This is a genomic window from Microcoleus sp. S13_C3 (genome assembly GCF_036700905.1).
Classification (GTDB): Bacteria; Cyanobacteriota; Cyanobacteriia; order Cyanobacteriales; family Microcoleaceae; genus Microcoleus.
Window position 1 is genome coordinate 13,237 of record NZ_JAUBPT010000053.1, and the last position, 26,054, is coordinate 39,290.

20 protein-coding genes and 1 pseudogene are annotated in these 26,054 nt (G+C 44.1%); 13 read left to right on the forward strand and 8 right to left on the reverse strand.

Features of this window, described 5'->3' with window-relative positions; all coding sequences use genetic code 11:
- The first annotated feature begins 229 nt into the window (after positions 1 to 229).
- Both QUA16_RS16205 and QUA16_RS16210 read left to right on the forward strand, forming a co-directional pair.
- Positions 230 to 460, forward strand: coding sequence for a DUF433 domain-containing protein (locus tag QUA16_RS16205; protein ID WP_333104334.1), 231 nt, complete (start codon positions 230 to 232; stop codon positions 458 to 460).
- Positions 460 to 795, forward strand: coding sequence for a DUF5615 family PIN-like protein (locus tag QUA16_RS16210; RefSeq protein WP_333104333.1), 336 nt, complete (start codon positions 460 to 462; stop codon positions 793 to 795). The genes QUA16_RS16205 and QUA16_RS16210 overlap by 1 nt, the downstream gene beginning before the upstream one ends.
- 426 nt (positions 796 to 1,221) lie before the next feature.
- Here QUA16_RS16210 and QUA16_RS16215 read toward each other — a convergent pair whose 3' ends face one another.
- A complete protein-coding gene (locus QUA16_RS16215; protein ID WP_333104332.1) occupies positions 1,222 to 1,491 on the reverse strand; it encodes a hypothetical protein in 270 nt (89 codons plus the stop codon).
- 390 nt (positions 1,492 to 1,881) lie between these two features.
- On the opposite strand from QUA16_RS16215, the gene QUA16_RS16220 reads away from it, so the two are divergent.
- Positions 1,882 to 2,145: a prevent-host-death protein gene (locus QUA16_RS16220; RefSeq protein WP_333085681.1), complete on the forward strand. Its 264-nt coding sequence runs from the start codon at positions 1,882 to 1,884 to the stop codon at positions 2,143 to 2,145.
- Positions 2,142 to 2,468: a type II toxin-antitoxin system RelE/ParE family toxin gene (locus QUA16_RS16225; protein ID WP_333104331.1), complete on the forward strand. Its 327-nt coding sequence runs from the start codon at positions 2,142 to 2,144 to the stop codon at positions 2,466 to 2,468. The genes QUA16_RS16220 and QUA16_RS16225 overlap by 4 nt, the downstream gene beginning before the upstream one ends.
- A 215-nt stretch (positions 2,469 to 2,683) precedes the next feature.
- Here the strand turns inward: QUA16_RS16225 and prfC are convergent, their stop codons facing one another.
- Positions 2,684 to 4,312 carry a peptide chain release factor 3 gene (prfC, locus tag QUA16_RS16230; RefSeq protein WP_333104330.1) on the reverse strand — a complete coding sequence of 543 codons (1,629 nt, stop codon included), beginning with the start codon at positions 4,310 to 4,312 and terminating at the stop codon, positions 2,684 to 2,686.
- A gap of 101 nt (positions 4,313 to 4,413) precedes the next feature.
- Between prfC and QUA16_RS16235 the strand changes: the two genes are divergently transcribed.
- Positions 4,414 to 4,758: a DUF4870 domain-containing protein gene (locus QUA16_RS16235; protein ID WP_333067728.1), complete on the forward strand. Its 345-nt coding sequence runs from the start codon at positions 4,414 to 4,416 to the stop codon at positions 4,756 to 4,758.
- Between the two features lie 207 nt (positions 4,759 to 4,965).
- On the opposite strand, the pseudogene QUA16_RS36935 reads toward QUA16_RS16235, so the two are convergent.
- From QUA16_RS36935 to QUA16_RS16245, 3 genes and pseudogenes are all read right to left on the reverse strand, one after another.
- A pseudogene (locus tag QUA16_RS36935) lies at positions 4,966 to 5,137 on the reverse strand (transposase family protein); the annotation flags it as partial.
- Between the two features lie 468 nt (positions 5,138 to 5,605).
- Positions 5,606 to 5,779, reverse strand: a complete 174-nt coding sequence (locus QUA16_RS16240) for a hypothetical protein (RefSeq protein WP_333104329.1) — start codon at positions 5,777 to 5,779, stop codon at positions 5,606 to 5,608.
- Between the two features lie 138 nt (positions 5,780 to 5,917).
- Positions 5,918 to 9,661, reverse strand: coding sequence for a WD40 domain-containing protein (locus QUA16_RS16245; protein WP_333104328.1), 3,744 nt, complete (start codon positions 9,659 to 9,661; stop codon positions 5,918 to 5,920).
- 232 nt (positions 9,662 to 9,893) lie between these two features.
- On the opposite strand from QUA16_RS16245, the gene QUA16_RS16250 reads away from it, so the two are divergent.
- A complete protein-coding gene (locus QUA16_RS16250) occupies positions 9,894 to 10,520 on the forward strand; it encodes a Uma2 family endonuclease (RefSeq protein ID WP_333104326.1) in 627 nt (208 codons plus the stop codon).
- Here the strand turns inward: QUA16_RS16250 and QUA16_RS16255 are convergent, their stop codons facing one another.
- The gene (locus QUA16_RS16255) at positions 10,521 to 11,843 is read right to left on the reverse strand and encodes an AAA-like domain-containing protein (RefSeq protein ID WP_333104324.1); all 1,323 of its coding nucleotides are present in this window, start codon (positions 11,841 to 11,843) and stop codon (positions 10,521 to 10,523) included. It abuts the gene before it with no gap.
- 650 nt (positions 11,844 to 12,493) lie between these two features.
- Between QUA16_RS16255 and QUA16_RS16260 the strand changes: the two genes are divergently transcribed.
- From QUA16_RS16260 to QUA16_RS16270, 3 genes are all read left to right on the forward strand, one after another.
- Complete coding sequence (locus tag QUA16_RS16260) at positions 12,494 to 14,062, forward strand: ATP-binding protein (RefSeq protein ID WP_333104322.1); 1,569 nt, start codon at positions 12,494 to 12,496, stop codon at positions 14,060 to 14,062.
- 91 nt (positions 14,063 to 14,153) lie between these two features.
- The gene (locus tag QUA16_RS16265) at positions 14,154 to 17,900 is read left to right on the forward strand and encodes a GAF domain-containing protein (protein ID WP_333104321.1); all 3,747 of its coding nucleotides are present in this window, start codon (positions 14,154 to 14,156) and stop codon (positions 17,898 to 17,900) included.
- A gap of 191 nt (positions 17,901 to 18,091) precedes the next feature.
- Positions 18,092 to 19,309: an adenylate/guanylate cyclase domain-containing protein gene (locus tag QUA16_RS16270; RefSeq protein ID WP_333104340.1), complete on the forward strand. Its 1,218-nt coding sequence runs from the start codon at positions 18,092 to 18,094 to the stop codon at positions 19,307 to 19,309.
- A 49-nt stretch (positions 19,310 to 19,358) separates the two neighbouring features.
- Here the strand turns inward: QUA16_RS16270 and QUA16_RS16275 are convergent, their stop codons facing one another.
- Both QUA16_RS16275 and QUA16_RS16280 read right to left on the reverse strand, forming a co-directional pair.
- Positions 19,359 to 20,639, reverse strand: a complete 1,281-nt coding sequence (locus tag QUA16_RS16275) for a recombinase family protein (protein WP_333104320.1) — start codon at positions 20,637 to 20,639, stop codon at positions 19,359 to 19,361.
- Positions 20,640 to 20,642: 3 nt separating this feature from the next.
- On the reverse strand, positions 20,643 to 21,002 hold the full coding sequence (locus tag QUA16_RS16280) for a VOC family protein (RefSeq protein WP_333104319.1): 360 nt from the start codon (positions 21,000 to 21,002) through the stop codon (positions 20,643 to 20,645).
- 176 nt (positions 21,003 to 21,178) lie between these two features.
- Here QUA16_RS16280 and QUA16_RS16285 point away from each other — a divergent pair, with 176 nt between their 5' ends.
- The 4 genes from QUA16_RS16285 to QUA16_RS16300 all read left to right on the forward strand — a co-directional run bounded on the left by QUA16_RS16285 (position 21,179) and on the right by QUA16_RS16300 (position 25,928).
- Complete coding sequence (locus tag QUA16_RS16285) at positions 21,179 to 23,323, forward strand: SpoIIE family protein phosphatase (RefSeq protein ID WP_333104318.1); 2,145 nt, start codon at positions 21,179 to 21,181, stop codon at positions 23,321 to 23,323.
- A gap of 309 nt (positions 23,324 to 23,632) precedes the next feature.
- Positions 23,633 to 24,868, forward strand: coding sequence for an adenylate/guanylate cyclase domain-containing protein (locus tag QUA16_RS16290; protein WP_333104316.1), 1,236 nt, complete (start codon positions 23,633 to 23,635; stop codon positions 24,866 to 24,868).
- A gap of 31 nt (positions 24,869 to 24,899) precedes the next feature.
- Positions 24,900 to 25,508, forward strand: coding sequence for a DUF6272 family protein (locus QUA16_RS16295; protein WP_333104315.1), 609 nt, complete (start codon positions 24,900 to 24,902; stop codon positions 25,506 to 25,508).
- A gap of 66 nt (positions 25,509 to 25,574) precedes the next feature.
- On the forward strand, positions 25,575 to 25,928 hold the full coding sequence (locus tag QUA16_RS16300) for a slr1659 superfamily regulator (RefSeq protein ID WP_333104314.1): 354 nt from the start codon (positions 25,575 to 25,577) through the stop codon (positions 25,926 to 25,928).
- Positions 25,929 to 26,054 lie beyond the last annotated feature (126 nt).

The window sequence follows — 26,054 nt, forward strand, 5'->3', positions numbered from 1 at the left end:
AGATATTGCACGATCGCCACGATCCGACAGGGGTTTAAACCCCTGCCTCAAAGCTAAAGTCCTCTAAAAGAGGACTGAAGAATTATGTCAATTTGTGGTTAAATACTTCCTTGCTCTTTTAGTCTCGCGTTGCGCGGACTTTGTTTGTGTAGACGCGATTTCAATCGCCAGGTTTTAATCTCTATTTTTTGATGCTAAAATTGAAAACAGTAGCTAAAGGAAAAATGCCATGTCAGAACAAGACATCGCTAATATCATTACGATCGAACCGGGTAAGCGAGGTGGTAAACCTTGTATTCGAGGTATGAGAATTACGGTTTATGACGTGTTGGAATATCTCGCTTCTGGGATGACTTATCAAGAAATCCTAGAGGATTTTCCCTATCTCACGCAACAGGATATTTTAGCTTGCTTGAGTTTCGCTGCGAAACGAGAGCAGTTTATGTTAGTTGTTGGGTGATGAAACTACTGTTATTTGACCAAAATCTCTCTCCTCGTCTTGTCAATCTCCTTGCTGATATTTATCCAGATTCCGCTCATGTTGATGCAATTGGATTACCTACCGCACCCGATCGCGAAGTTTGGGAGTATGCTCGTCAGCATGACTATATTGTCGTTACTAAGGATGCGGATTTTAGCGAATTGAGTCTATTGTTGGGATTTCCTCCGAAGGTAATTTGGATACGGCGCGGAAATTGCTCGACGCGGGATATCGAGAGGCTACTCAGAGAGAACTATGGTGCGATCGCAGTTTTAAGTGACACTCCTAATAGCGGTATTATCAGTTTGTTTTAACTCACATCTTGCACCATTCTCAAGAACAGGCAAGATGCCTGTTCCACAAGAAAATTCATCTTTGTGGAACAGGCATCTTGCCTGTTCCTAAACAAGTAATTGAGAAGGGTGCAACATCTCAGTTTTAATAAAAACGTTTAAAGAAACCGGGTTTTTTGCCGAATCTACGCATCACAACGAAATATTCTCGAAAAAACCCGGTTTCTGGCCACCCGCGCGTCAGCCTTTAAAGAAACCGGGTTTTTGGCCGAATCTACGAATCACAACCAAGTATTCTCGTAAAAACCCGGTTTCTAGCCACCCATGCGTCATTCCTCCAAGAAACCGGGTTTTTTACCGAATCTGCGCCTCACAACCCAGTATTCTCGTAAAAACCCGGTTTCTGGGCCCCATGCGTAAGCCCTAAAAAGAACTTAACCTTGCAGCTTACCGCCCAGATTGTCTCGGCGATGTACCGTCAGCCCGCTTCCGACGGATCAGCACGCTCATCACCTGCTTCGGATTAGCCGCACGCTGTACGGGACTCCAATCGCCCACTTCTGCAAATCCCAGTCGGTACAAAGTGAGTATGGTTTCCCGGACACCTTTGGGCGAACCGACAACCGTTAACAGCACCACTTCCTGTTCGCATACTGCTGCTGAGTCGTCATTTGGGCATTGGGATTTGTTGTCGTCAGGCACGAATTCCTGTGACATAATATGTTCTCCTGGTTTTGGGTTTTCTAGAAAAACCCAAAAACCCAGCCGCCCCGCATTTCAAGACATAGCAGGGCGGCTACAGAGAATGTTAAGATTCTCGGAGCCTCCAGACTGCTGATTCCAGTTTGGCGGTTATGCTGTCCATTGCTGTTACCAGCAGCTTTGGGCAGTGCAACTAGATTTTTGGGCGACGCGGGCTGCCTCCTCTACAAGCAAGCAACCTCTCACTTCAAAGCGTAGCCGCAGAGGGGGCCAGCCGTCAACCGATTTTAGATTTTAGATTTTAGATTTTAGATTTTGGATTGACTCGTTACCAGCGTCAGCGGCTGGAAACCAGTTAGTTGGGCCGAAATGCTAAAGTGAAAGTAATGTTGCTTTAGTACAACCATGTCCAAACGACTCACCATTGCCCAAGCACAGCAGCAGCTTCCAAACCTACCCCAAGAACTTATCAATGAGCCTATCATCATCACTCAAGATGGCGTTCCCGTTATGGCTGCAATCAGCTACACGCATTTGACTGAACTGTTAGAAACCTTAGATATTCTCACCGATACAGAATTCGTTACCAAATTGCGCCAAAGCATCACCCAAGCCCGCCAAGGCGAAACTATTTCCTGGGAAAATGCCAAAGCAAAATTGGGACTATGAATCACGAAGAAAATGCGATCGAATATGAGATCCAGCTTACGCCACTGGCACTGGAAATGTTGGAGGCAGTCAAAGATCGACGAGAACAGGAAAAATTGCGCGATCGCATCGATCAACTAAAAGTTGAACCACAAAAGCAAGGCAAAGCCCTTGTAGATAACCTATCAGGATTTCGCAGCATCCGAGCTGTTGGACAGCGCTATCGTATAGTTTATCAAGTCGAACAAGATCGAGTTCTAGTTGTTGTCGTGGGATTAGGGAGACGTAAAGATGGTGACAAAAAAGACATTTACACCATCTTAGAAAAATTGTTAGATCCGTGATTGTAACTTCTTATATCCGGCGTATTTAAGCCGAATATAGCAATCCTAAATCATTCATGTAAATTTGTAGGGGTAGTGCTAAGAGTGCCTACCCCCTATTTATCGGGGCAACCACGGGGGGATTGCCCCTACAATAATTACGCGAATGATTTAGGGTTGCTATAAATATCATTCGTAAGGACACAACACTGTTGTGTCCTTTGCCTGCGGTAATCTCACTCCTCGCTAACAGCCAAACCAGAAACCACAGGGGCGATCGCATTTAACTTCAACACAGGATGCTCCCCTTCCACCTGTCGGCAATTCCAGTCATTTCTAAACAGCAAAACCGGCCTTCCCCAAGTATCTTTCACCGTCACCGTATTAAACAGCCGCCCAACTTTTTCCAGCGCCTCCCAACCGCCGTCAACCCAACGAGCTACACTGTAAGGCAACATATCGATCGTCGTTTCCACATTATATTCCGACTGCATTCTGAACTGCACAACTTCAAATTGCAACTGTCCGACAGCCGCCAAAATTGGCTCGCGTTTCGACTCATCAACCGAGTACATAATTTGCACAGCGCCTTCTTCCTGCAACTCAGAAACGCCTTTGCGGAACTGCTTAAACTTAGAAGGATTGGGATTTCTCAAAAAAGCAAAAAGTTCAGGAGAAAAACAGGGAATCCCTTCATATTCCAGTTTTTGGCCGGTGTAAATAGTATCGCCGATCGCAAATACTCCCGGATTGTTCAAACCGATCACATCGCCCGGATACGCAACCTCGATCGACTCACGATCCTGAGCAAATAACTTTTGAGGTCTTGACAAACGCACCGTTTTACCACTGCGAGCGTGAGTCACGTTCATGTCCTTTTCAAACTTGCCCGTACAAACCCGAATAAACGCCACCCGATCGCGGTGTCTTGGGTCCATATTGGCTTGCAATTTAAACACAAACCCGGTAAAGTCTTCATAAGTTGGGGGCAAATCTCCGGCGCTGCTCTTGCGGGCGATAGGCTTCATAGCGTAATCTAAAAACGCATCTAAAAACAGTTCGACCCCAAAATTGCTCATGGCGCTGCCAAAGAAAACTGGTGTCATTTTTCCAGCCCGAACCAAGTCTAAATCGAGTTCAGTTCCCAACTCATCAAGCAGTTCTAACTCTTCTTTGAGCTGATAGTAAAGGTCTTGTTCCAACAAATCTTCAATGCGCGGATCGCCCAATTCGATGACGGTATCAACAGCAGCGCGAGAACCGTGCTTAGTGCGCTCAAATAAGTGAATTTTGCGCCCTCTGCGATCGAAAACACCTTTAAAGCGATCGCCCGTACCTATGGGCCAATTTACCGGATAAGTCTGCAACCCCAATTCCTTCTCAATTTCGTCCAACAAATCCAAAGGTTCTCTGCTAGGGCGATCGAGCTTATTAAAGAAAGTAAAAATAGGCAGACTTCGCAGCTTACAAACTTCAAATAACTTCCGAGTTTGCGGTTCCAAACCCTTAGCAGCATCCTCAAGCATCACCGCATTGTCAGCCGCCGCCAGAGTGCGATAAGTATCTTCGCTAAAATCTTGGTGTCCTGGAGTATCGAGCAGATTAATGTGATATTTTTTATACTCAAACTGCAAAACAGTAGAAGTAATAGAAATTCCCCGCTGCTGTTCCATCGCCATCCAGTCAGAGGTAGCGTGTCGCTGAGCCCGCCGCGCTTTCACAGAACCTGCTTCGTGAATTGCACCTCCGTACAGCAGCAGCTTTTCTGTCAAAGTAGTTTTTCCCGCGTCAGGGTGCGAGATAATAGCAAAGTTGCGCCGGCGCTCAACAGCAGTTAGCAATTCAGTTTCGAGTTCTGTTGTCATCACAATTTGGTAGGGGAATCATCACCCGATCGCCATTATAGCCTGTGCTACAGTTGCTATTAAAGGTAAAATTATCAATAAAGTCAAGGAAGAAATTTAGTATGTACGACTCCGACAAGCGGAAGCTGCTATCACTGGTGTGTCACGGGGCGATTTTTTTCAGCACGTTACTGTTCTCGATCGGAGCGCCGATCGCTGTATTGTTAGTATCAGATGACCCCGTTGTCAAAGAAAACGCCACAGAAGCCATCAATTTTCACCTTAATGTATGGGTGTACAGCGCCGTAATTGTGGCGTTAACTGTCGTCACTTTCGGTCTTGCTGGCTTTATCCTAGTCCCCCTAGGTTATCTGCTACACTGGGGACTGACAATAATGGCTATCCTCCACGTTTTGCAAACTCCTAACCAACCTTACCGCTACCCTTTTATTTTCCGAATAGTTTAGACAGCAAATCGCGCTTCACCATCAATTTCAACAACCCGATTTTTTGAAAAAACCGGGTTTTTAATTATTTTATAACTCAAGACGCTTGGGTTAGTGCTAAAAAAACCGATCGTGCGTAGGTTGGGCACGAGTGAACGAACCCTCCGTTTCACTCCGCCCAACATTTTCGCTATAATTTTCCACGGGCCCAAGCGTATTGAATTATCGAAAGCTTTTTAACCATTCATATTTGGCGTTACCATAGGCTTCTATTGCCAGCAATCCGTCTGCACCGCGTCTGGACAGCTAGAATCGCCATCGCGATAATATCTTTGAGTAAGTGTGCTTTACTTCTTTCTATTCTTGGGCCCTTCAAACTGGCAAAATGTTCTAAAAAAATGGCATTTCAAATATTCATTGAAGACCAGGAATCTGTTTGTTTTTGTTGGAAACTTACAGCTTTACTAAAACCTATTGCCCTTGATATTCCCACTAAAATACAACAAAATACATTGAAATTTAGTCGGATTTAACTGTAGCATATTTTGCGTTAAAGTTAAGATGCGTTTAGCCTGCGCCGGGAGGGTGACATAATGTCTAAGGCTCCATCTAAGGAATGAGAATTAAATAACTTACACAAGGAAAGTGGGGGGAGCATCTCAATGAAAGCAACCAAGCTAGAAATAGGAGTCAGGAGTCAGGAGTCAGGAGCCCGGAGAAAAGAGTCAGAAGGAAGAAGTCAGGAGCCAGAAGAAGTGTTTTTACAAATATGAGATGCTCCCTTTGTGGGGAGTAGGGGATGGGCGTCCCGCCCGCCCTTTTTGGACGGGCGGGACGCCCATCCCACCATAACAATTAAAATTGTAAGTTATTTAATTCGCGATCCTAAATACGTGACTCGATATGCCGAAGTATCGCCATTTATAGCGAGCAAGGCTTCATATTGCTCCCAGTTAACGCGATCGGTAATGTAGCGGCATTGAGGAGCTTGGCGTTGGCTCGCTTGTTGGTCAAGTAGCGCGTTGAGCTCGCTTGTGAACATTAGTATTAAGTAATTGGACAGAATTAATTACACACTGATTTTTTGCTGATTCTTTACTAGACAAGGCTTGTAGCCCAAATTTTTGTGTAATTAATTGTGTCCTACTACTTACCTGCTTTAGGTTGTCTTCATTCTAATTTACTGAAGGCGATCGCACAAATGTCTATCCTCCTCCTTCACATCGGCATTTGTTCGCAAATAATCGCGCACGCGATCGCAACCATCAGCCAACAAATCCACTTTCAAAACTCGCTCCACATTCCACAAAATCAGCGTATTATCCTCACCGACAGAAGCCACAAACGATCCATCCCCACTATACGCTACCCCCCGAATCGCCGCAGAGTTACCTCGGATCGTCGTTAATTCCGTACCGTCAAGCTTCCAAAACTTCAGCGTATTGTCTACACTACCAGAAGCAATAATATTACCATCCGGGCTAAACGCCACCCCCCATACCGCGGCCAGATGACCTTCCAGAGTTCTCAGTAACTTACCATCCACAGTCCAAAGCTTAATAGTATTGTCCCCGCTGCCAGAAGCCAGAAATTTACCGTCAGGGCTAAATGCCACCCTCCACACAGCAGCAGTATGACCTTGAAAAGTTCGTAGGGGCAGTGCCCCCGTGCCTGCCCCATCAAGCTTCCACAACTTCACAGTACCATCCCCTCCTGCCGAGGCAATTAGCTGACCGTCAGGGCTAAATACCACCTGCCAAATAGGAGCATGATGTCCTGTCATAGTATGCAATAAAGTACCATCGGGCCGCCAAAGCTTGATAGTATTATCTTGACTTCCCGAAGCAAGAATTTGACCGTCAGGACTAAAAGCCAACCCCATAACTGTAGCGTTATGACCTACCAAAGTTGCGATCGCTTTTCCGTTGCGAGTCCAGATATTCACCTTATTATCATTTCTGCCAGAAGCAATTAACTTGCCATCGCCACTCATGGCAACAGCATAAATCGCAGCGTTTTCTACAGTGAAAGTCCTCAACAATTTGCCTTGCCGACTCCACAGCTTAGTCGTGCCATCCTCGCTGCCCGTAGCAATTGTAGAACTATCCGAACTGACATCTAAAGCCCAAATCCCGGCTTTATGTGCAGTAATCATCGTCCGCAATGGATTTTGACGCCACAGCCGCACCGTGTTTTCTGCACCCGCCGAAGCAATAAAACTGCCATCCGGGCTCCAAGCTATCCCCCAAATCGAGGCAGTGTGACCTCTAAATGTCGTCCGTTCTGTTCCGTCAAGATTCCAGAGTTTTACAGTTTGATCCCGACTTGCAGAAGCAAGAGTCTGACCATCGGGACTGAAAACAACTTCGGAGACTACAGCAGAATGACCTTCAAGCGTTCGTAGGGGCAGCGCCCCCGTGCCTGGCCCATTAACTGTCCAGAGTTTCACCGTTTTGTCTCCACTTGCTGAAGCCACAATCTGACCGTCTGGACTAAACGCCGCTGCAGATACCACAGAAGTATGACCCCGGAAAGTTCGTAGGGGCAGTGCCCCCGTGCCTGCCCCGTCTTTGTTCCAGAGTTTCACCGTTTTATCGCCACTTGCCGTAACAATAGTCTGACCATCTGGACTGAAAGCCACTGAGGATACCCCAGCAGTATGACCCTGGAGAGTTCGTAGGGGCAGTGCCCCCGTGCCTGCCCCGTCTTTGTTCCAGAGTTTCACCGTTTTGTCCATGCTGGCAGAGGCAATTGTTTGACCGTCGGGACTAAACGCCACTGTCCAGATACCAGCAGTATGACCCTGAAAAGTTCGTAGGGGCAGTGCCCCCGTGCCTGCCCTATCGAGTTTCCAAAGTTTTACAGTTCCATCATCACTTCCTGAAGCAAGAAACTGACCGTCCGGGCTAAATTTGACAGACCGAACGATCGCCTGATGACCTTTGAGTGTTGCTATTTCCGTCCCGTCCCGCCGCCACACTTTAATAGTTTTATCCACACTTGTTGAGGCAATAAACTTACTGTCCCGACTAATATCAATTCCAATAACAGCCCCTTTATGTCCCGATAAACGGTTATATTCATCCCCTTCATAAACCGCTTGACGCAATACATTGATAACTTGATTCTCTATATTTTTATCCGTATTGCCTAATTTTTGTAGTCGGCGCTTAGCTTTAATTGCTGCTATTAGTGCATCCAATCGGCGATTAGAGGCAAACAGTCCCTCCGAGGAAGAAACCAGCGCTTCAATTTCACTTATCCGAGCTTCGCGCTCACTAATAACGGATCGGCGATACTGAAAATAACTTGTTACTCCTAAAGCACAGGCAAGCAGCAGTGCCATACTCACAGAAAATAGTAAAGCCCTCTGTCGTTTCGCTGCTTTTTTTTCTTGAATTAATCGCATTTGTTCTTCTGCCAGTCGCGCTTCCACTTCTTTGGTGCGTTCTGCTTCTAAAGCTTGTTGAACTTCTCGCCTATCTAATTCGGCACTAGCAGCTAAGAACTGATAGTCTAGGTTACTCAAGCTTTTTTCCTGTGCCCAGATTTGAGCATCTTTTAAGGCTTGTCCCCGCAAAAGTCTCGAAAAATCTGTTTGTTGTGAAGCAACCCAAGCATCGAAAGTTTGCGAGTAGGGGCGCAGTTGCCCTAATTGCTTCTCTACCCATTGCAGGTTAAAAACTTCAGCATAAACCCTGTTTCTCACCTGTAAATAACCATTATTTTTGACAACTAATCCCGATAATAATAGTTCAATTTGTTCTGGTGAGTCATCACTTGATACCCCACCCGCTCTGTTGCTCAAAGGTAGAAATCTTTCATTTCCTTGTAGGGGCAATTCTCCTGTAGTTGCCCTATAAAGATTTGGGTCAGGCACGGGGGTAATGCCCCTATCGTCCTCTTCAAAGTCCCACAATGAAACAGAACCGCTGGTTAAGGGGGGATTAGATTGTAAAATTTGCTGGTAGATGCCGAGTAATCTGCCCGCGCGTTGTTCGTTGCGAGTAATCCGCTCCTTTATGGTTTTTAAATGTTCCGGCTCATCCTGAGATTCCCATTTATTAATGATATTTTCTCGCACTAAACGATCTACCCAAAACTCTTCTGTTCCTGGTGGAATTGTTACTATTTTTTGCGGTGTAGTTTGAATTGCTATGTAGGCTAAATAGCACAGTTTTTGCGTCAGGAATGGCTGCCCCGAAGTCCAAGCCAATATCTGTTTGAGAATAGGTTGATAATTATTGACTACAATTGCCAATCCCGCCGCTAAGGGCTGAGCTTCTTCTAGTTCAAAACCTCGTAAATTTATGGCTCGACCAATATTAAAAGGAGTTCGTTTTTTATCAACAATTAAATCACTAGGTGTAGCCACTCCAAATATGGCAAAAGTAATCCGATTATATTCTGGATTAATTGAGCGTTGATTATAGCAAAAGCGAATTAGGGCGAAAAAATCATCTACCGGGAAATCTAGACTGAGAACACTGTCAATTTCATCAATAAATATAATAATTTTTTCTTCAGGAAACTTGGCTAACAAAATATCTTCAATAAAATGACTCAATCTTTGCAGGAATGATACATCTTCTTCATCACGCCACCAGGTTTTTAGGTTAACTTGCCCTAAAAGATTGAAGCCGCGCCACAGTTCACCAATCATCCCTTTATACCACTGTAAAGGAGTGATATTTTCACTGCCGATGCGGGTCATATCGATCGTGCTGCATTGAAATCCTTCGGCTTGCAATCGATGGAAGGTGCGAACGAGAAGGGAAGATTTGCCCATTTGTCGCGAATTGAGAATGTAGCAAAATTCGCCCGCTTTTAAGGCTTCATAAAGTTCGGAATCTGCTTGCCGCACTACGTATGTAGGCGCATCACTGGCGAGACTGCCACCAATTTGGTATGTTACCTTGGTCATGCCGTTTATGAGTTGGTTTAAAGGTGAAAATTGACTATAAAAAGAGGCAGTGTGAGCGTTATTTTTGTCACCCTCTCTACTGAATTATAATCCATCGGTAAAATTTAGGTTTCCCAAGGAGTTGTTCTTATAATAAATTGACAAAGTAACAACTAGAAGTTATTATACAATATAGCCTAATGTTGTCAATTTATATTGACATTTAAATTAACAGCAAACAAGGAGAATCAATATGCTCATTCAAGAACAACCAGCACAGTCTAAACAAATGACCCTAGACGAGTTTCTGGACTGGTATCCAGAGGGTCAAGGTCGCTTTGAACTACATGATGGAGCCGTTATTGAAATGCAAGCAACTGGAACACACGAACAGGTGGGGGGTTTCCTAGCCCTTGAAGTGGGAGTAGAAATTAAACGTTTGGCTTTGCCCTATTTCATTCCCCGCCAAGGAATTATTAAGGCTATTGATTCTGATAAGTCTGGCTACAGCCCAGATGTGATGGTGTTAGATTGGCAACAAATCGAAACGGAACCGATGTGGAAAAAGCGCTCGACTATTACCAGAGGTGAAACTATCCGTTTAGTCATCGAAATCGTGAGTACAAATTGGCAAGATGACTACTTAATAAAGTTAGCAGAATATGAAAAATTGGCAATTCCTGAATACTGGATTGTCGATTATTTGGGGTTGGGGGGAAGAAGATATATTGGCAACCCCAAGCAACCAACTATTTCCGTTTATCAGTTAGTTGATGGTGAGTATGTAGTTAATCAGTTTAGAGGTGATGATGGGGTGCGATCGCTTGCATTCCCCGATTTAAACTTAACGGCAGAACAGATTTTTCAGGTGGGGCAATAACTAACTAAAGTTGTGCGAACCAAAATAGAGGCGGTACAACTCACAGCTTAGCGTACAGCGGTTGTTATCGATATGAATCAGCCCCATACTAAATAATTTAGAAGCCAATATCGGATCTAATTCCACTCCGTGTTCCGATTTTACCACTTGTTTAAGTGCAACCATAAGTTCGGGATACTCTTGCAATGTTGCCCAAAAACTCCGCAAGTAATCTTTATAAATTCCCGCTATTGTGGGAGCTTCTTGTAGTAGCTGATCTAGCCTTACACTGTTTTGACAGAGGTGGTAAAGAGCTAGCCGCACCAGATAAGGATGTCCCCCCACCATTGCCATCAGTCGATCGCCATTGGAGCCCTCTGTCCAATCCAGTCCGTGACGCTGCGCTAAAGCAACTATCTGCTCTTCTGTAAAATAGGGCAATTGCAGCGGTAAACCGACATTAAAAGGCGATTCAGTGAGCTTTAAAGGAATATAAATTTCTGTGGAGTGAAGAACGATTAACCGCAGTTTTCCCAAAGTTTCAATCCGCTTTCCTTCTTCATGCCAGCTTCGCAGCAGCGGCAAAAATTCGCGGGCAATTTTTGGATACTCAAAAATTCTATTTACTTCATTTAAAGCTAACACAAGAGGGGTACTGATTTCTGCTAATATATATTGTTGCAAATAGATGGTGCAGCTTACTTTGCTACCCATGTCTTCATCCCAATAATCATCTAATAGAGGTGGTAATTCTAGGTTGCGGCTGATATTGGCACAAAACCACCGTAAAAATTTATCGAGGTTGTCTAAAACAGCTTCCTCGGCTTGCTGAAAATCTAAACTTACAGTTCGATAGTCAAGAGAAGTCGCGCGCTCTAAAATCCGTAGCAGAAGGGAACTTTTTCCCATCTTCCTGGGAGCTTTAATCCGCAGCACACTTCCTGGTTTGGCAATCTCTCGATAGGCGAGTTCTTCAATTAGGGAGTGATGGATATAAAATGGCGAACCGAGGGGCACGGGAGAACCGGGAAATTCTAAAGGTGTTGCGAGGCATTGGCTGCGGGTGAATTCTTCAATTAATTCTCGTTCCTCTGCAGTCAGGGAACGTGATTCTACACAAGAGCGAAAATTTGATTTACTAATAGATGTCTGCAAGATTTGAGAGAGAGATTGCCACAAGGATGAGGCGATGTTTCTCAGGTAATGCTCTCCGTAATGAGAGGCAGATGCGATACTTGTATAAGTCTTTCCTTCCCAAACTTGGCGGAGTATGATTTCTTGTACTGGATATAAATCTTTTTGTAATCGGACACGAGTTAGCTGTAGTACCTCATCTATCGTCATAATTTGCAATTATCCCGTCAGTGTATCGTTGATATTATCACTTATAATTGACTGTAAAGCTGAGAGCGATCGCCTATTGGATTGCCACACGCTCCTGTCGCGACATTTCTCAGGGGGTAATTGGTCACATCGGTTAATTCTCCCCCGAAGAGTATCACTATCAATAAAGAATTCCCTCGCGGGGTGGGGGCGGGTGTATTTAACCTGTCTGCACTCTTCAAGGGTACAAGAGTGAACCCACCTCTACAGGTTTTTGAGAATGGTTCTCTTCGTTAAGTTAAATCCGTGACATCAGTTAAATCTGGTGATTGCCCCGTTGCCTGACTGGTAACTGAGTGCTATAACCCACTTTCAATGGGCGCTGGCGCTCCTACTGGAAAGGAATCTGCGCTCAGTTTTTTTTTATCGTTGGCCAAAATGTCATGCCGGTGTCACAGTTGATAGTGAAGGCAGAATTAAAAATGTGACAGTTGACTTTGCTAAAGCTTAGTCGATTGATGTTAAGTTAATTAACAATAGTTTCAGATCGCTGCATTTACTCATCACAAGTGTTCAGTCCCCAAGTCTAATTCTTATCTTTGTACCCGCCCTTTTTAATTTTTTCGAGTAATCACCTCTGACAAATATTAGCAAATAACCGAGTTTATTTAATGCAAATGGTTCATAAAATGTTTCCAAATTATTTTATTCCTCACGGCCATTGCTACTTGTGGAAGCCTGGATTAGTGGGGCTACACGTTTTGTCCGATGGCTTGATAGCCGTCGCTTATTTTTTGATACCGCTCACGCTGATTTATATTGTCAAAAAGCGGCAAGACGTGCCTTTTGACTGGGTTTTCATGCTGTTTGGGTCTTTTATTATCTGCTGCGGGATTACCCATATTATGGAAATATGGACGCTGTGGCATCCTAATTATTGGTTCTCTGGTTTTCTTAAAGGGATTACGGCGCTGATTTCCCTATGTACAGCAGCAGTGCTGGTAGAACTAATCCCAAAAATCTTGGCTATTCCCAGTCCCGCTCAATTGACGGCGGCAAATAGGGCTTTACAAAATGAGATTGGCGAGCGCAAACAAGCTCAAGAAGCACTCTCGGAATTAATGCTAGAATTGGAAAAACGGGTGATTGAGAGGACGATCGCTTTAGAATCCACTAATGAACTTTTGCTACAGGAAAATCGCGATCGCTCTTTGGCTGAAAATTCATTGCGGCACTCGGAAGCTAAACTGCGAGAGCAAACTCAGCATTTAGAGAACGCTCTGCAACAACTTAAAGGCGCTCAAGCTCAACTCGTGCAAACTGAAAAAATGTCGTCTTTGGGGCAAATGGTAGCTGGGGTTGCCCACGAGATAAATAACCCTGTTAACTTCATTTATGGCAATCTGATTCCGGCCCAGGAATACATTAAAGATATTGTGGAAGTGATTAAGGCTTATCAAGTTTATTACCCCAATCCTGCGCCGGAAATTGCCGACAAGATTCACAGTATCGAACTCGATTTTATTTTAAAAGACTTGCAAAAACTTTTTGGTTCGATCAAAATTGGAGCAGAGCGAATTAGGGAGATTGTTAAGTCTTTACGAACTTTCTCCAGGTTAGACGAAGCCGACATGAAAAAGGTAAATATCCATGAAGGTCTCGATAGCACTTTAATGATTTTGCAGCACCGCTTGAAAGAACAACCAAACCGTCCGCCTATCCAAGTGATTAAAGAGTATGGAGATTTGCCAGAATTGCAATGCTACGCTGGGCAGCTTAACCAAGTATTTATGAATATTTGTTCTAATGCTATTGATGCTTTAGAACAGATTGTAGAGCAGGGATATTCGACCAACGGTTATTGGGAAAATAATTTCTCTGACAACTTACAAAACACCTATTGCCCACTGCTAAAAATTCGCATCCGGACCCTTTTAGTTGATGGCAAGTGGGTGCAGATTCACATTGCTGATAATGGCACTGGCATAGATTATGATGCGATCGCTAAAATTTACGATCCATTTTATACAACGAAACCTATCGGTGCTGGTACCGGGCTGGGTTTGGCAATTTCTTATCAGATTATTCAAGCCCATGAAGGTTATTTGCGCTGCACTTCCGAGGTTGGAAGAGGTACGGAGTTTATTATTGAAATTCCTTGGCGATCGCAATTAGGCGATCGCCACCTACTGCCCAAGCAAGCTGTTATGAACAAGCGGGGTTTAGGCGTTAATAAATAATGCTGAATCCCGATAAAATTTTCTGTTTATTTTATTTATTTGCCTAACTTAGGCATCATCATATCCCTATTATCGGCCAATAACAACTATTATGTGGGAAGCACTCAAAAATATCTTTTCCCCAACTCAGTATATGCCTCACGGTCATTGCTATCTTTGGCAAACGCCTTTAGTGTGGCTGCACGTAACTGGGGACTTTTTAATCGCGATCGCCTACTATTCAATTCCGGCGATGCTAATTTATTTTATCTTCAAGCGGCGCGATGTTCCTTTTTTAGGAATATTTGCTTTATTTGGTGCATTTATTATTCTCTGCGGCACGGGTCACTTGCTAGACATTTGGACGTTGTGGCATTCCGCTTATTGGCTGTCGGGGATTGAAAAAGGAATTACTGCACTTGTTTCCTGCTTCACAGCAGGCTCGATGGTAACACTATTGCCCCAGTTTTTTTCTTTAAAAACCCCCCAAGAATTAGAGGCAATCAATTGCAAGTTGCAGACTGAGATTGCGGTGCGTGAAGAGGCTGAGTTAGCGTTGCGCCACGCTTATGATGATTTAGAAATTAAAGTTCAAGAACGCACCGCAGAGTTGAGAAAAATCAACGGTTATTTAGAAGCAGAAATTAGAGAAAAGATAGCCGCTGAATCGGCTTTGCGAGAACGAGAGACTAGATTAACAGAACAACAAAATGGCTTGCTAGAATTAGCAAAAAATTCTAGTATCTACGAGGGAAATATCGGCCAGGCGTTGAGAGAGATTACGCAAATGGCAACTCGCACCCTGAATGTCGATCGCGGAAGCGTTTGGTTTTATAAGGAAGATAAATCCGCAATGTGCTGTGCGGATCTTTACGAACTGACGCCCAATCAACACAGCGGCGGTGGAGAACTGAAAGTTGCTGACTATCCTAGCTATTTCCAAGCTTTGAATACAGAACAGGCGATCGCAGCGGTTGATGCCAAAACAGATCCGCGCACCCGAGAATTTAGCGAATCTTATTTGACGCCTTTAAACATTTCGTCGATGCTAGATGTTCCTATTACCCATCAAGGACAAATTGCGGGTGTAATTTGTTTAGAACATCAGGGAACGACCAGGAATTGGACGCTCGACGAACAAAGCTTCGCTAGCTATGTGGCACAGATCGCAGCTTTAGCAATGGAAGCTCGCGATCGCAAGCAAGCTGAGTTAAACTTGCGTTCTGTCACCGAACGCTTGCAATATTTACTGGCGACTACTCCGGCGGTGATTTTTAGCTGCAAATTAGGGGGAAATTATGACGTAACATTTGTCAGCGATAATATTGTTTCAATGATTGGTTACGAAGCGAGAGAATTTCTTGATGGTTCCCTTGATTGGCATAGCCTGGTTCATCCCGAAGATCGAGAGATTGTTGCTACTTCATTCGCTCAGATATTGGAAAAAGAATCGATTTCCTACGAATACCGCGAACGGCACAAAGACGGTAGTTATCGTTGGATATACGATGAGGTTAAGTTAGTCAAAGATGCTGCTGGCATACCTGTGGAGTGCGTTGGTTATGGAGTAGATGTTACTGCTCGCAAACAGGCGGAAATAGCCTTGCAGCAACAAGTAAAAAGGGAGCGGCTGGTGAATTCAATTCAAGAGCGAATTCGTTCCTCTCTTAACCTAGAAGAAGTGCTGACAATGGCGGTGGAAGAAGTGCGCCAGTTTTTGTCAACAGACAGGACAGTTATTTACCGCTTTAATCCAGATTGGAGTGGATTTGTCGCCGTTGAGTCGGTAGCAGCCGACACGATGCCGATTTTGGGAATTGATATTAACGATTCTTGCTTTCGAGAACACTACGTCTCTGTTTACGAGCAGGGCCACCTTCGTGCGATCGACAATATTTATACAGCAGGTATTTCAGAGTGCCACATTAATTTACTGAGCGAGTTGGAAGTTAAAGCTAACCTCGTGGTTCCCATTTTGCAAGGTGAAAAATTATGGGGGCTACTCATTGCTCATCACTGCCGCAGTCAAAGGCATTGGAGCTCTTCTGAGATAGAATCTCTTAAGCAAATTTCCGTGCAGCTAGCAATTGCCATCCAGCAATCCACCCTTTTTGAACAAGCCAAAACAGAAATTGCCGATCGCAAATTAGCAGAAACAGCATTACAAAAAGCTGTTGTAGCTGCTGATACAGCTAACCGTGCCAAGAGCGAATTCCTTTCTTCTATGAGCCACGAACTGCGGACTCCCCTGAATGCCATTCTCGGATTTAGTCAGGTGATGGTGCGCGATTCATCTCTCAACAATCAACACCAACAGCACCTAGAAATTATTAATCGCGCGGGTGAACATTTGCTTGCCCTAATTAATGACATTTTGGAAATGTCCAAAATTGAAGCGGGCAGAAGTCAGCTTAATGAAAGCAGTTTTAATTTAATGCGCTTGCTAAAAACCTTAGAAGAAATGTTTCGATTAAAAGCTAAATCTAAGAAATTGCAGCTAAATTTGGAACTGGGTGACGGCGTACCACACTTTGTTAGTGGAGATGAAGGTAAATTGCGCCAAATCTTGATTAATCTTGTAGGGAATGCGATCAAGTTTACAGAGAGGGGTAGCGTTACTTTGCGAGTGAAAAAGAAGGTAGAAGAAAGTTTGGAGGCTAAAAATCCAGAGTTTTCCGACACACCAACAAAACTTGCCGACGCGGGTTCTGAAAGCTGGGCGGTTGAAACCGCAGCTATACAAACAAAACCCGCCGGCGCGGGCTCGGAAAGCTGGGCGGTTGAAACCGCAGCTATACAAACAAAACCCGCCGGCGCGGGTTCTAATCAGTCCGCGCAGGCGGACTTTGATTGTGTAGACGCGAATTCTATTCGCCCGGTATTTTTACAAAAGTCGGAATTGTTGCGCCTTCAGTTTGAAATTGAAGATACTGGCCTTGGCATTGCCGCAGAAGAGATGAATAAGTTATTTGAACCCTTTGAGCAAACAAAAACAGGTCAAAAATCTCAACAGGGGACTGGGTTAGGTTTACCAATTAGCCGCAAATTTGTACAAATGATGGGAGGAAATATTACTGTCAGTAGTACACCTGAGTTGGGAAGTAAGTTTGCATTTGATATTCAAATCAGCCTTGCCCCTCCCAGCGAGATTAAAATCCTTAAACCGCAGAAAAAAGTAATTGGTTTAGCACCGAATCAACCCGAATACCGGATTTTGGTTGTTGACGATCGCGCCGATAACTGCCTAGTCATAGAGAGATTATTGTCACCACTAGGCATGCTCGTGCGATCGGCTAGAGATGGTGAAGAAGCTATTGCTGTATGGGAGGATTGGCAACCGCACCTGATCTGGATGGATATGCAGATGCCTGTCATGGATGGCTATGAAGCCACCAGAAAAATGAAAGCTCATCCTCTAGGAAAACAAACTGTAATAGTTGCTCTTACTGCTAGCGCTTTTGAAGAGGAACGACAAACTATTTTAGGAGCAGGCTGCGATGATTTCATGCGTAAACCCTTCGAGGCAAAGATATTATTTGCGAAAATGGAAGAACTTTTAGGAGTGCGTTACATTTACGAGGAATCTGTTGAGGCACCCCTAGAAAATGAAAGCGAAATTAGCGGAGTGACTAGCAATCAATCTGTCGAGTCACAACTCGGTCAAATGCCTCTTGAGTGGGTAGAAAAGATATCTCATGCTGCTCATGAATGTTGCGACGATAAAATGGTCAAGTTGATTGATGAAATGCCGAGCCAGTTTGCTTTGGCCGCACAATATTTAACTACTTTGGTGCAAGATTTCCTATTTGACGATATTATAGAGATAGCGCATTCAGCAGTTGCGGCGAGGGAAAAATAATACCAGTTTTCAACTAATCTAAACTTAGGAGGGTATTTTGTTTAAAAAAGACCTAACATTAAGCCCTAATAGCGTCTCCTTGCCATCTAGTTTTAGGAGAGCAAATCGGCATTTATACTGTTTCGTTTTTTTGAGGTAAACTTCTTAAGTGTTAATATCTTTTATCTTGACAAACTACCGTGAGCGATCGCATGGACAGCCATCAATATCCTACAATTCAAGCCAACATTTTAGTAGTTGATGATAAGCCCGATAATGTGCGGCTTTTATCTACAATTTTGACCGAACAAGGGTACCAGGTTCGTAAAGCCCTGAACGGGCAAAGGGCGATCGCTACAGTGCAAGAGTTTGCGCCGACTCTAATTCTGCTGGACGTGATGATGCCAGACATGAATGGATATGAGGTATGTGCAAAGTTGAAAGCTTCACCAAAAACCAGTTCGATTCCCGTGATTTTTTTAAGCGCCTTAGATGACGTTTTAGATAAGGTGAAAGCTTTTGAGGTGGGAGCAGTTGACTATATTACTAAACCTTTTCAAGGTAAAGAAGTATTGGCACGAGTGGCAAATCAGTTAACAATTCAAAGTCAACAACAGTTACTTCAACAGCAAACGAAGCAATTCCAAGAACTTGTCGAACGTTTGCAAAACGAAATTAAAGAGCGGCAGGGGGTGGAGCTAGCTTTACGGCTGGCTCAAACAAAGTCGGATCATTTATTGCTGAATATTTTACCAGCAGCGATTGTTGAAAATTTGAAAAAGGGCGAGGGTTCTCCTGCCCAGAGGTTTGATTCAGCAACAGTTCTTTTTGCCGATATTGTCGATTTTACGTCTATTGCTGCTAGAATGTTACCTCTAGAATTGGTAAATGTACTAAACCAGATTTTTTCAAGGTTTGACCAACTAACTGAAAAACACGGTTTGGAAAAAATTAAAACAATTGGAGATGCTTATATGGTAGCGGGGGGGTTGCCTGTGCCGAGGGCAGATCATGTAGAAGCGATCGCAAATATGGCCTTGGATATGCAGGAAGCGATCGCGGATTTTCAAACTGACAAAGGCGAACCATTTCAAATTCGGATTGGCATTCATACAGGGCCCGTAGTTGCTGGCGTAATTGGCACTAAAAAATTTATCTATGACTTGTGGGGAGATACTGTTAATGTTGCTTCTCGGATGGAATGTCAAGGATTACCGGGATATATTCAAGTTACTACGGCTATTTACGAACTGTTAAAATCTCGCTATTTATTTGAGGAAAGAGGTGCGATCGCGGTTAAAGGAAAAGGAGAGATGATCGCCTATTGGCTAAAGGCTAAAAAAGATGATTCGGCGGTTACAATCGAATCTTGTCAAACGAATTCCACTCCTAGCGAACTAAGAGAGTACCCACATACCCGAATTATTTAAGAAGTGGGGTATCTAACCTATGAACTCTGGATGAACGTCGAGCTAATCCTTAAAAAATGAAAATAATTTGCAGTTGCCAATTTGTATTTTCCCGGACGATTTCAATGCGATCGATAAATTCTCGAAAGTAAAACCTGCGTTCTGATTCTGATAAATCGAGCCAAAATTGCGGCAGGGAAACAGTTTGGGCAATTTCTCGCAAATTTACTGGGGGTAGTTGCGCTAATTTGCTTTGCAGTTCGGCAATTTCGGTGCGGATTTTGTATGCTCTAAACTCTGCCGTTTCGGTGTCTAAAATGCCGCTTTCAATCAGGGCCCAAAGTTGCTCTATGATTTCTTGTTTTGATGCGATCGCCCTGACAATTCCTGCTTTAATTCCATTCATATTCGGCATTTGCAACCCAGCAACAGCATCGGGTAAATCCCGACAAATACCGGCGATGGTTAATTGCAATACTTCATCGTAGGAAAAGCCGCTACATTTAGGCTGTTTTGGACAGTTAATCGGTCGCAAATAAAGGTATTCTTTTTCTTGGCGGTAGGAGGTGACTTTGGCAACTGTCATGGGCGATTTGCATTCTGCACAAATTGCTAAACCTGCGAGGGAACGTGGGGCGCTAGCGCTGCGAGGAGAAAGGCAGCGGTTGCGGCGCAGCAATCTGTCTATTTGGGCGGCTTCTTCTCTGGAAATAATCGGGACGTGGGTGTTAGAAATTACTTGACCGTTTTGATATTCCAAATCGCCTCGGTAGGCGGGATTTGTCAGCCAGCGGCGGCCGGTACTTACAGAAATTTTTTTGTTGTATTTCTTGGCTAAATACCGCACGGAACCTCGCAAGGAACCGTAAATTAAAAAGTGTTCAAAAAAGTCTTTGACGGTGGGGGCGGTGGTTTTATCGATCGTATAACAATCTTTGCCGCGCCGGTAGCCGTAGGGAGCCTTACCCGGTGGAATCCGGGATTTGATGCGGTTGCGCGCGTGTCCTTTGCGAATACTCCGGCTGTGTTGGCTGCGCTGCATTTCTGCGAGGATTTGCAGCAAGTTTTTGCGGTTTCGCGGTTCTGTTTCTGCTTGTACGATGATTTCGACGCCGAGGTTTTCAAGTTGGGCGAGGTGCGAACACACTTGCTGCAATGTGTCGCCGAGTTCTTCAAACCGCTGAATTAACAGGTATTTGACCGGTTCTGTTTGGCAGTCTTTGAGGAGTTGCTGCAGTTGTTGCCGCCCTCCTAAGTCTTGATAGGTGCGATCGACTTCTTGACCCCAAATTTCCGGTGCGGGTGCTGCTTCCAGTAGCGGTTCGGTGTAAGAATAAGCGATGATTTTCATCTGTTACTCGCTGAGTTCGATGATGTTGCCGTCGGGATCTTGGGTAAATAATGCCGATCGACCTGACGCGCTCATTTGGAACGGGCAATTGTGAGCGATTAACTGCTGTTTGGCTGCCTCTAAGTTAGCAACAGAAAATGCTAGATGTCGGTTGCGTCCCCATTTGGCATGGTCTACGGCATCTGGGATAATTGTTTCACCTAAAATTAGGTGGAGCTGGAAGTCGCCGATTTGATACCAGATTCCGGGAAATTTTAAGTCTCGATCGATTTTTGGCAGGTTTAGTACGGTGCTGTAAAAGTGTTGAGATTGTTCCAGGTTGGAGATGAGGATGGCGCTGTGGAGGGATTGAGTAATTTGCATTTTTGTTGGGATTTAGGGTTTTATTTTAACCGCTGATGCAGGCTGATGAGCGCTGATGAACGCAGATTTTTTTGAGGTTGGTTGAGTTTTTGATATGATAACATTGTCCGTCGCTATTAATATATCCATTATCAAGTCTTGTAACAAAAAACTGCCCGCTGGGAGTGTTTTTAACAATGGTTTCTCAAAAAAGTGCGATCGTCTCCAGATCGGGCAAATTCCGTCTCCGCAATGTCTTGGTAGTTCCCTTTGTTCTCCAAATTTTGGCTGCTGTTGGCTGCGTTGGCTATCTCTCTTACAGAAACGGAGAGCAGATAGTCAACGATATTGTTAGTCAGTTGCGCCAGGAAGTGAGTGCGAGAGTTTACGAACGTGTCCAAACCTATCTGGAAGCTCCGCCACTGGTGAATCATATCAATCAGGATGCTGTACCTTTGGGGGTGTTGAACTTTGACGATTTGGAGCAAGCTAGACCATATTTTTGGAAACAAGTTCTGCAATTTAAGTCGATCGGTCACGCGGGAATTGCCAACGAAAAAGGTCAGTACCTGCGTGTGGGTTGGGTAAATCGGCTAGTTGGACTTGAAAAACCTCAGCTTGCCCAGCAACTGATTCCGGGGGGCGGCGACTTGATATATTACAACCTTGACGATAATGGAAACCCGACAACAATCGAAAAAAACACGCCCAATTATGACGTTCGCACGCGCCCTTTTTACAGAGTAGCTGTTGAGAAGAAACAGGCAGCTTGGAGTGAAGTTTATATTAATTTTGGCTACGGTACGCTGCAAATTAATGCGAGTCTACCCTATTACGATGCCGAAGGGAAACTAATTGGCGTGCTGACTTGCCAGATGGGACTAGATCAAATTCGCCACTTCCTGCAAACCTTAAGGGTGGGTAATTCCGGTCAAGTATTTATCATTGAACCCCAGGGTGACTTAATAGCCACTTCGGTTAAAGAACAGCCTCTTTCGGTGGGAACAGGCAAAGATACAAAGCGGATAAAAGCACAGGAAAGCAGCAACCGACTGATGCGTCAAAGTGCGGTTTATCTGCTCGAACGCTTCAAGCATTTGGAAGACATCGATCAAACAGTTCAACTTGACTTTAAGCTGAACCGTGAGCGGCAATTTCTCCAAGTTTCTCCGCTAACTGACAAGTACGGTCTCAATTGGCTGATTGTAGTAGTAGTTCCTGAAGCCGACTTTATGGCGCAAATTTATACTAACACTCGCCAGACCATTTTGCTGTGTATTGTGGCTCTAATTGTCTCTGTTGGAGCGGGTATTCTCACTGCTAGCTGGATTACTCGCCCCCTGAACCAAATTGCTCAAGCTTCAGAATATCTAGCAGGTGGTACTCTCAACCAGAACGTTGATTCCAGTCTGATTTGGGAAATTGAAACCTTAAGAAATTCCTTTAATAGCATGGCGAGACAACAGCAAGAATCCTTTGAAACCCTAGAAGATAAAGTCAAAGAACGTACCTCTGAACTCGCTACAGCCACTAAACAAATTGCTGCTCTCAACCAGCGCCTGAAAGCGGAAAACCTCCGCATGAGCTCCGAGCTCGATATGCTCAAACAAATGCAGCAGTTGATTCTGCCAAAACCTGCTGAACTTGCAGCCATTGAAGATTTAGATATTGCCGGATTTATGGAGCCAGCCTCGGAAGTAGGTGGTGATTACTACGACGTACTTTGTACTAACGGAGTTGTCACGATTTGCATTGGTGATGTCACCGGACACGGATTGGAAAGCGGCATTTTGATGGTGATGACTCAAGCTGCTGTCCGCACTCTTCAGGAAATGCAAGAATCCAACCCGATGCGTTTTTTAGATACCCTCAACCGCACTATTTATAAAAATGTCCAGCGCATGAACTCCGACAAAAATATGACACTAGCTTTGCTCAACTATGCGGATCGCACAATTAGTATCAGCGGTCAACATGAGGAAACTCTTGTCGTCAGGAAAGGCGGTAAAATCCAGCGGATAGACACCATAAATTTAGGATTTCCCCTCGGCTTACATGATGATATTTCCGATTGGATCAGCCATGTTTTAGTAGACTTAGAGCCGGGGGACGGGGTGGTGCTTTATACTGACGGCATCCCCGAAGCTAGAAATATGCACAAAAAATTCTACGGTATTGAAAGACTCTGTGAGGTGGTTTCTCAAAACTGGCATTTGAGCGCCGAACAAATCAAGGAAGCCACCATCGCTGATTTGCGAAAATTTATTGGAGAACAAAAGGTATTTGATGACATTACTTTGCTAGTATTGAAACAACAGGGAAATATTGTGCATAATTTATGAGTGACCGAAAGCATCCAGGATACAAGCCCCCGGATTCATTCCTTCGCAGACTCAGGACCCAGAAATAAAAAACCTGTATCCCATGAAACTTGCCCCCCGAATTTATCCGTGGGGTCAATCTAAAATCTAAAATCTAAAATCTAAAATCGATTGACGGTCGTCAACGCGGTTCCTACGACGAGGGGTCTTGGATTTAGTGACCAAGCATCGAAGCAGAAACCGGATTTCCAGTTCCGCGTGTGTAAGTTCTAATATTTTACAGCGAGCGAGTCAAACAATTTTGCGCTTCCCGATTCGGAAGTATCAATTATGAAACCACAAATAAATTTATCACCATCTAAATCTCCCGAAGAACTCCATACCCAGCTACAGGCGTTGAGCGAAAAACTTGAGGAAGTAGAGGATGAAAAAAATAGCTATGAAACCTTAGTAGAAATTATCACGGAACACTCCACGGATCTGGAAAACCAGATCCGTCATAAAAATCGAGAGATGCAGACTTACATCGAGCAGGTAAAAAAAGTCATAGATGCAGCTATTGCTGTAAAAAACAATAGCTTTCAACCCCAGATATTGTCAGATGTGGCAGCGCGCAGTGATGCACTGGGAGAACTGGCACAGGTATTTTCCCATATGGTGCAAACGGTGAAAGCGCGGGAACAAGAATTAGAGAATCTTTTGCAGGCTTACGGACGTTTCGTTCCCGATGAATTTCTCCAATTTCTTGGCAAGCAAAGCATGGTTGATTTCCAGCTTGGAGATCACGTGAGCAAAGAGATGGCAATTATGTTTTCCGATATGCGTTCGTTCACCACGATGGCGGAGCAAATGACTCCTCAAGAAAACTTTGACTTCATCAATAATTATTTACAGCAAATTAGTCCGGAAATTCGTAAGCACAACGGTTTTATTGTCAAGTATATTGGAGATGGAGTCATGGCAGTTTTTCCCGATGGCGTGGATGATGCTATTCAGGCAGGAATTGTGAAGTTGGAGCAGTTGCAAAAATACAATCAAAGCCGTAAAATAAATGGGGATATACCGCTGAATATTGGCATTGGTATCCATGTGGGTGATACGATGGTTGGGATTATTGGAGATGCGAATCGGATGCAAGCAGATGCGCTCTCAGATCATGTCAATCTCACCGCTCGTCTGGAAGGTTTGACTAAGTATTATGGCGTATCTTTATTAATTTCTGGAGATGTGGTACAACGTTTGAGTCAACCCGAAAAGTATCATATCCGTTTTTTGGATCGGGCTATTGTTAAAGGTAGACAAGAAGCCATTACAGTTTGTGAGGTGTTAGATGTTGAAGTAGAACCAGTGCGATCGCTCAAAATTCAAACTTTGCCTATATTTGAGGAGGGACTCCAAGAATATTGTCAGGGAAATTTTGCTAAGGCCATAGTTTGTTTTGAACAGATAGTAGCCCTAAATCCAGATGACAAGCCCAGTCAACTTTACCTAAAACGCATCCAATCGCTGTTACAAAAAAGTATTCCTGCTAACTGGAATGGCGTGTGGAAATTCACCAAGAAGTGACCTTAATACATCAATTGGAGCGAGAAAAATCATGACATCTGGCAGCTTAAGAACAATGACACAAATCTTTGGAGAATTCATTGAAGAATTTCCTCCTGAACACGACTCCCTAGAACTTACATTTACTCCCAGTTCTCGCCCGATCAAACAGCGCTGGCGCAACAACAGGCTTTCAGCTCATTTTGTAGCAGATTATTTGTCTAGCTTTCTACCGGTGGATGAGGAGGATGCTAGCAGCGAGAAACGGATCAAACAAAGCAAGGGAGCTGTGAGTTACGTAGCCAACGAACTGTTAGAAAATGCGATAAAATTTAATAACGATGATACTCATTACAAGGTCAGATTTGGCATACATTTTATTGGTGAAACAGAGGTGACGGCGGTAATTTTTGCCAGTAATAGTGTCACTTCAGAAGGGGCGAAGAAGTTGAAGGAGTTTATTGAAGAAATTATGGCTTCCGATCCAAATGAACTTTATTTGCAGCAGCTTGAAAAGAATGCGGAATCGGAAAGTGATACATCGGGATTGGGATTGCTGACGATGATTAATGACTATTCCGCTAAGATAGGTTGGAAATTCGAGCCCAGGCCAGATAGTGATACCATCAGTGTTACGACTGTGGTTCAAATTAGGGTCTAGTTTCTAGCATTTCAATATTTACTCTCTTGTGCGATCGCAATATTTTAGTCAGGAAACCAAATCACAATGGGCATTCAAGAAATTAAAGGTGAAGATTACAGCATTCAATACGAACCAGCATCAGTCACACTCACTTTCCAAGGGGAACTCAGCCTGAGCGGCCCTCCAGAATATGCACCAATAGCCGAATTGTTAGATGAGGTCGCCAATGGCGAACCGCATACTATTACCTTGAACCTAAAACAATTGGAATTTGTTAACAGTTCTGGTATCAGTATGCTGTCTAAATTTGTCATTAGCGTCCGAAAAAAGAAAACGATTCAACTTTTGGTATTGGGTTCAAATGATATTCCTTGGCAACAGAAATCTCTCAGAAATTTAGAAAAGCTGTTGCCAACTTTGAAGCTCGAATTAGGGTAGGATAGGTGTAAATTTTAACTACAGTTAACACAGGCGGGACGCCCGTGCCACAGTTAACACAGGCGGGACGCCCGTGCCACAGTTAACACAGGCGGGACGCCCGTGCCACAGTTAACACAGGCGGGA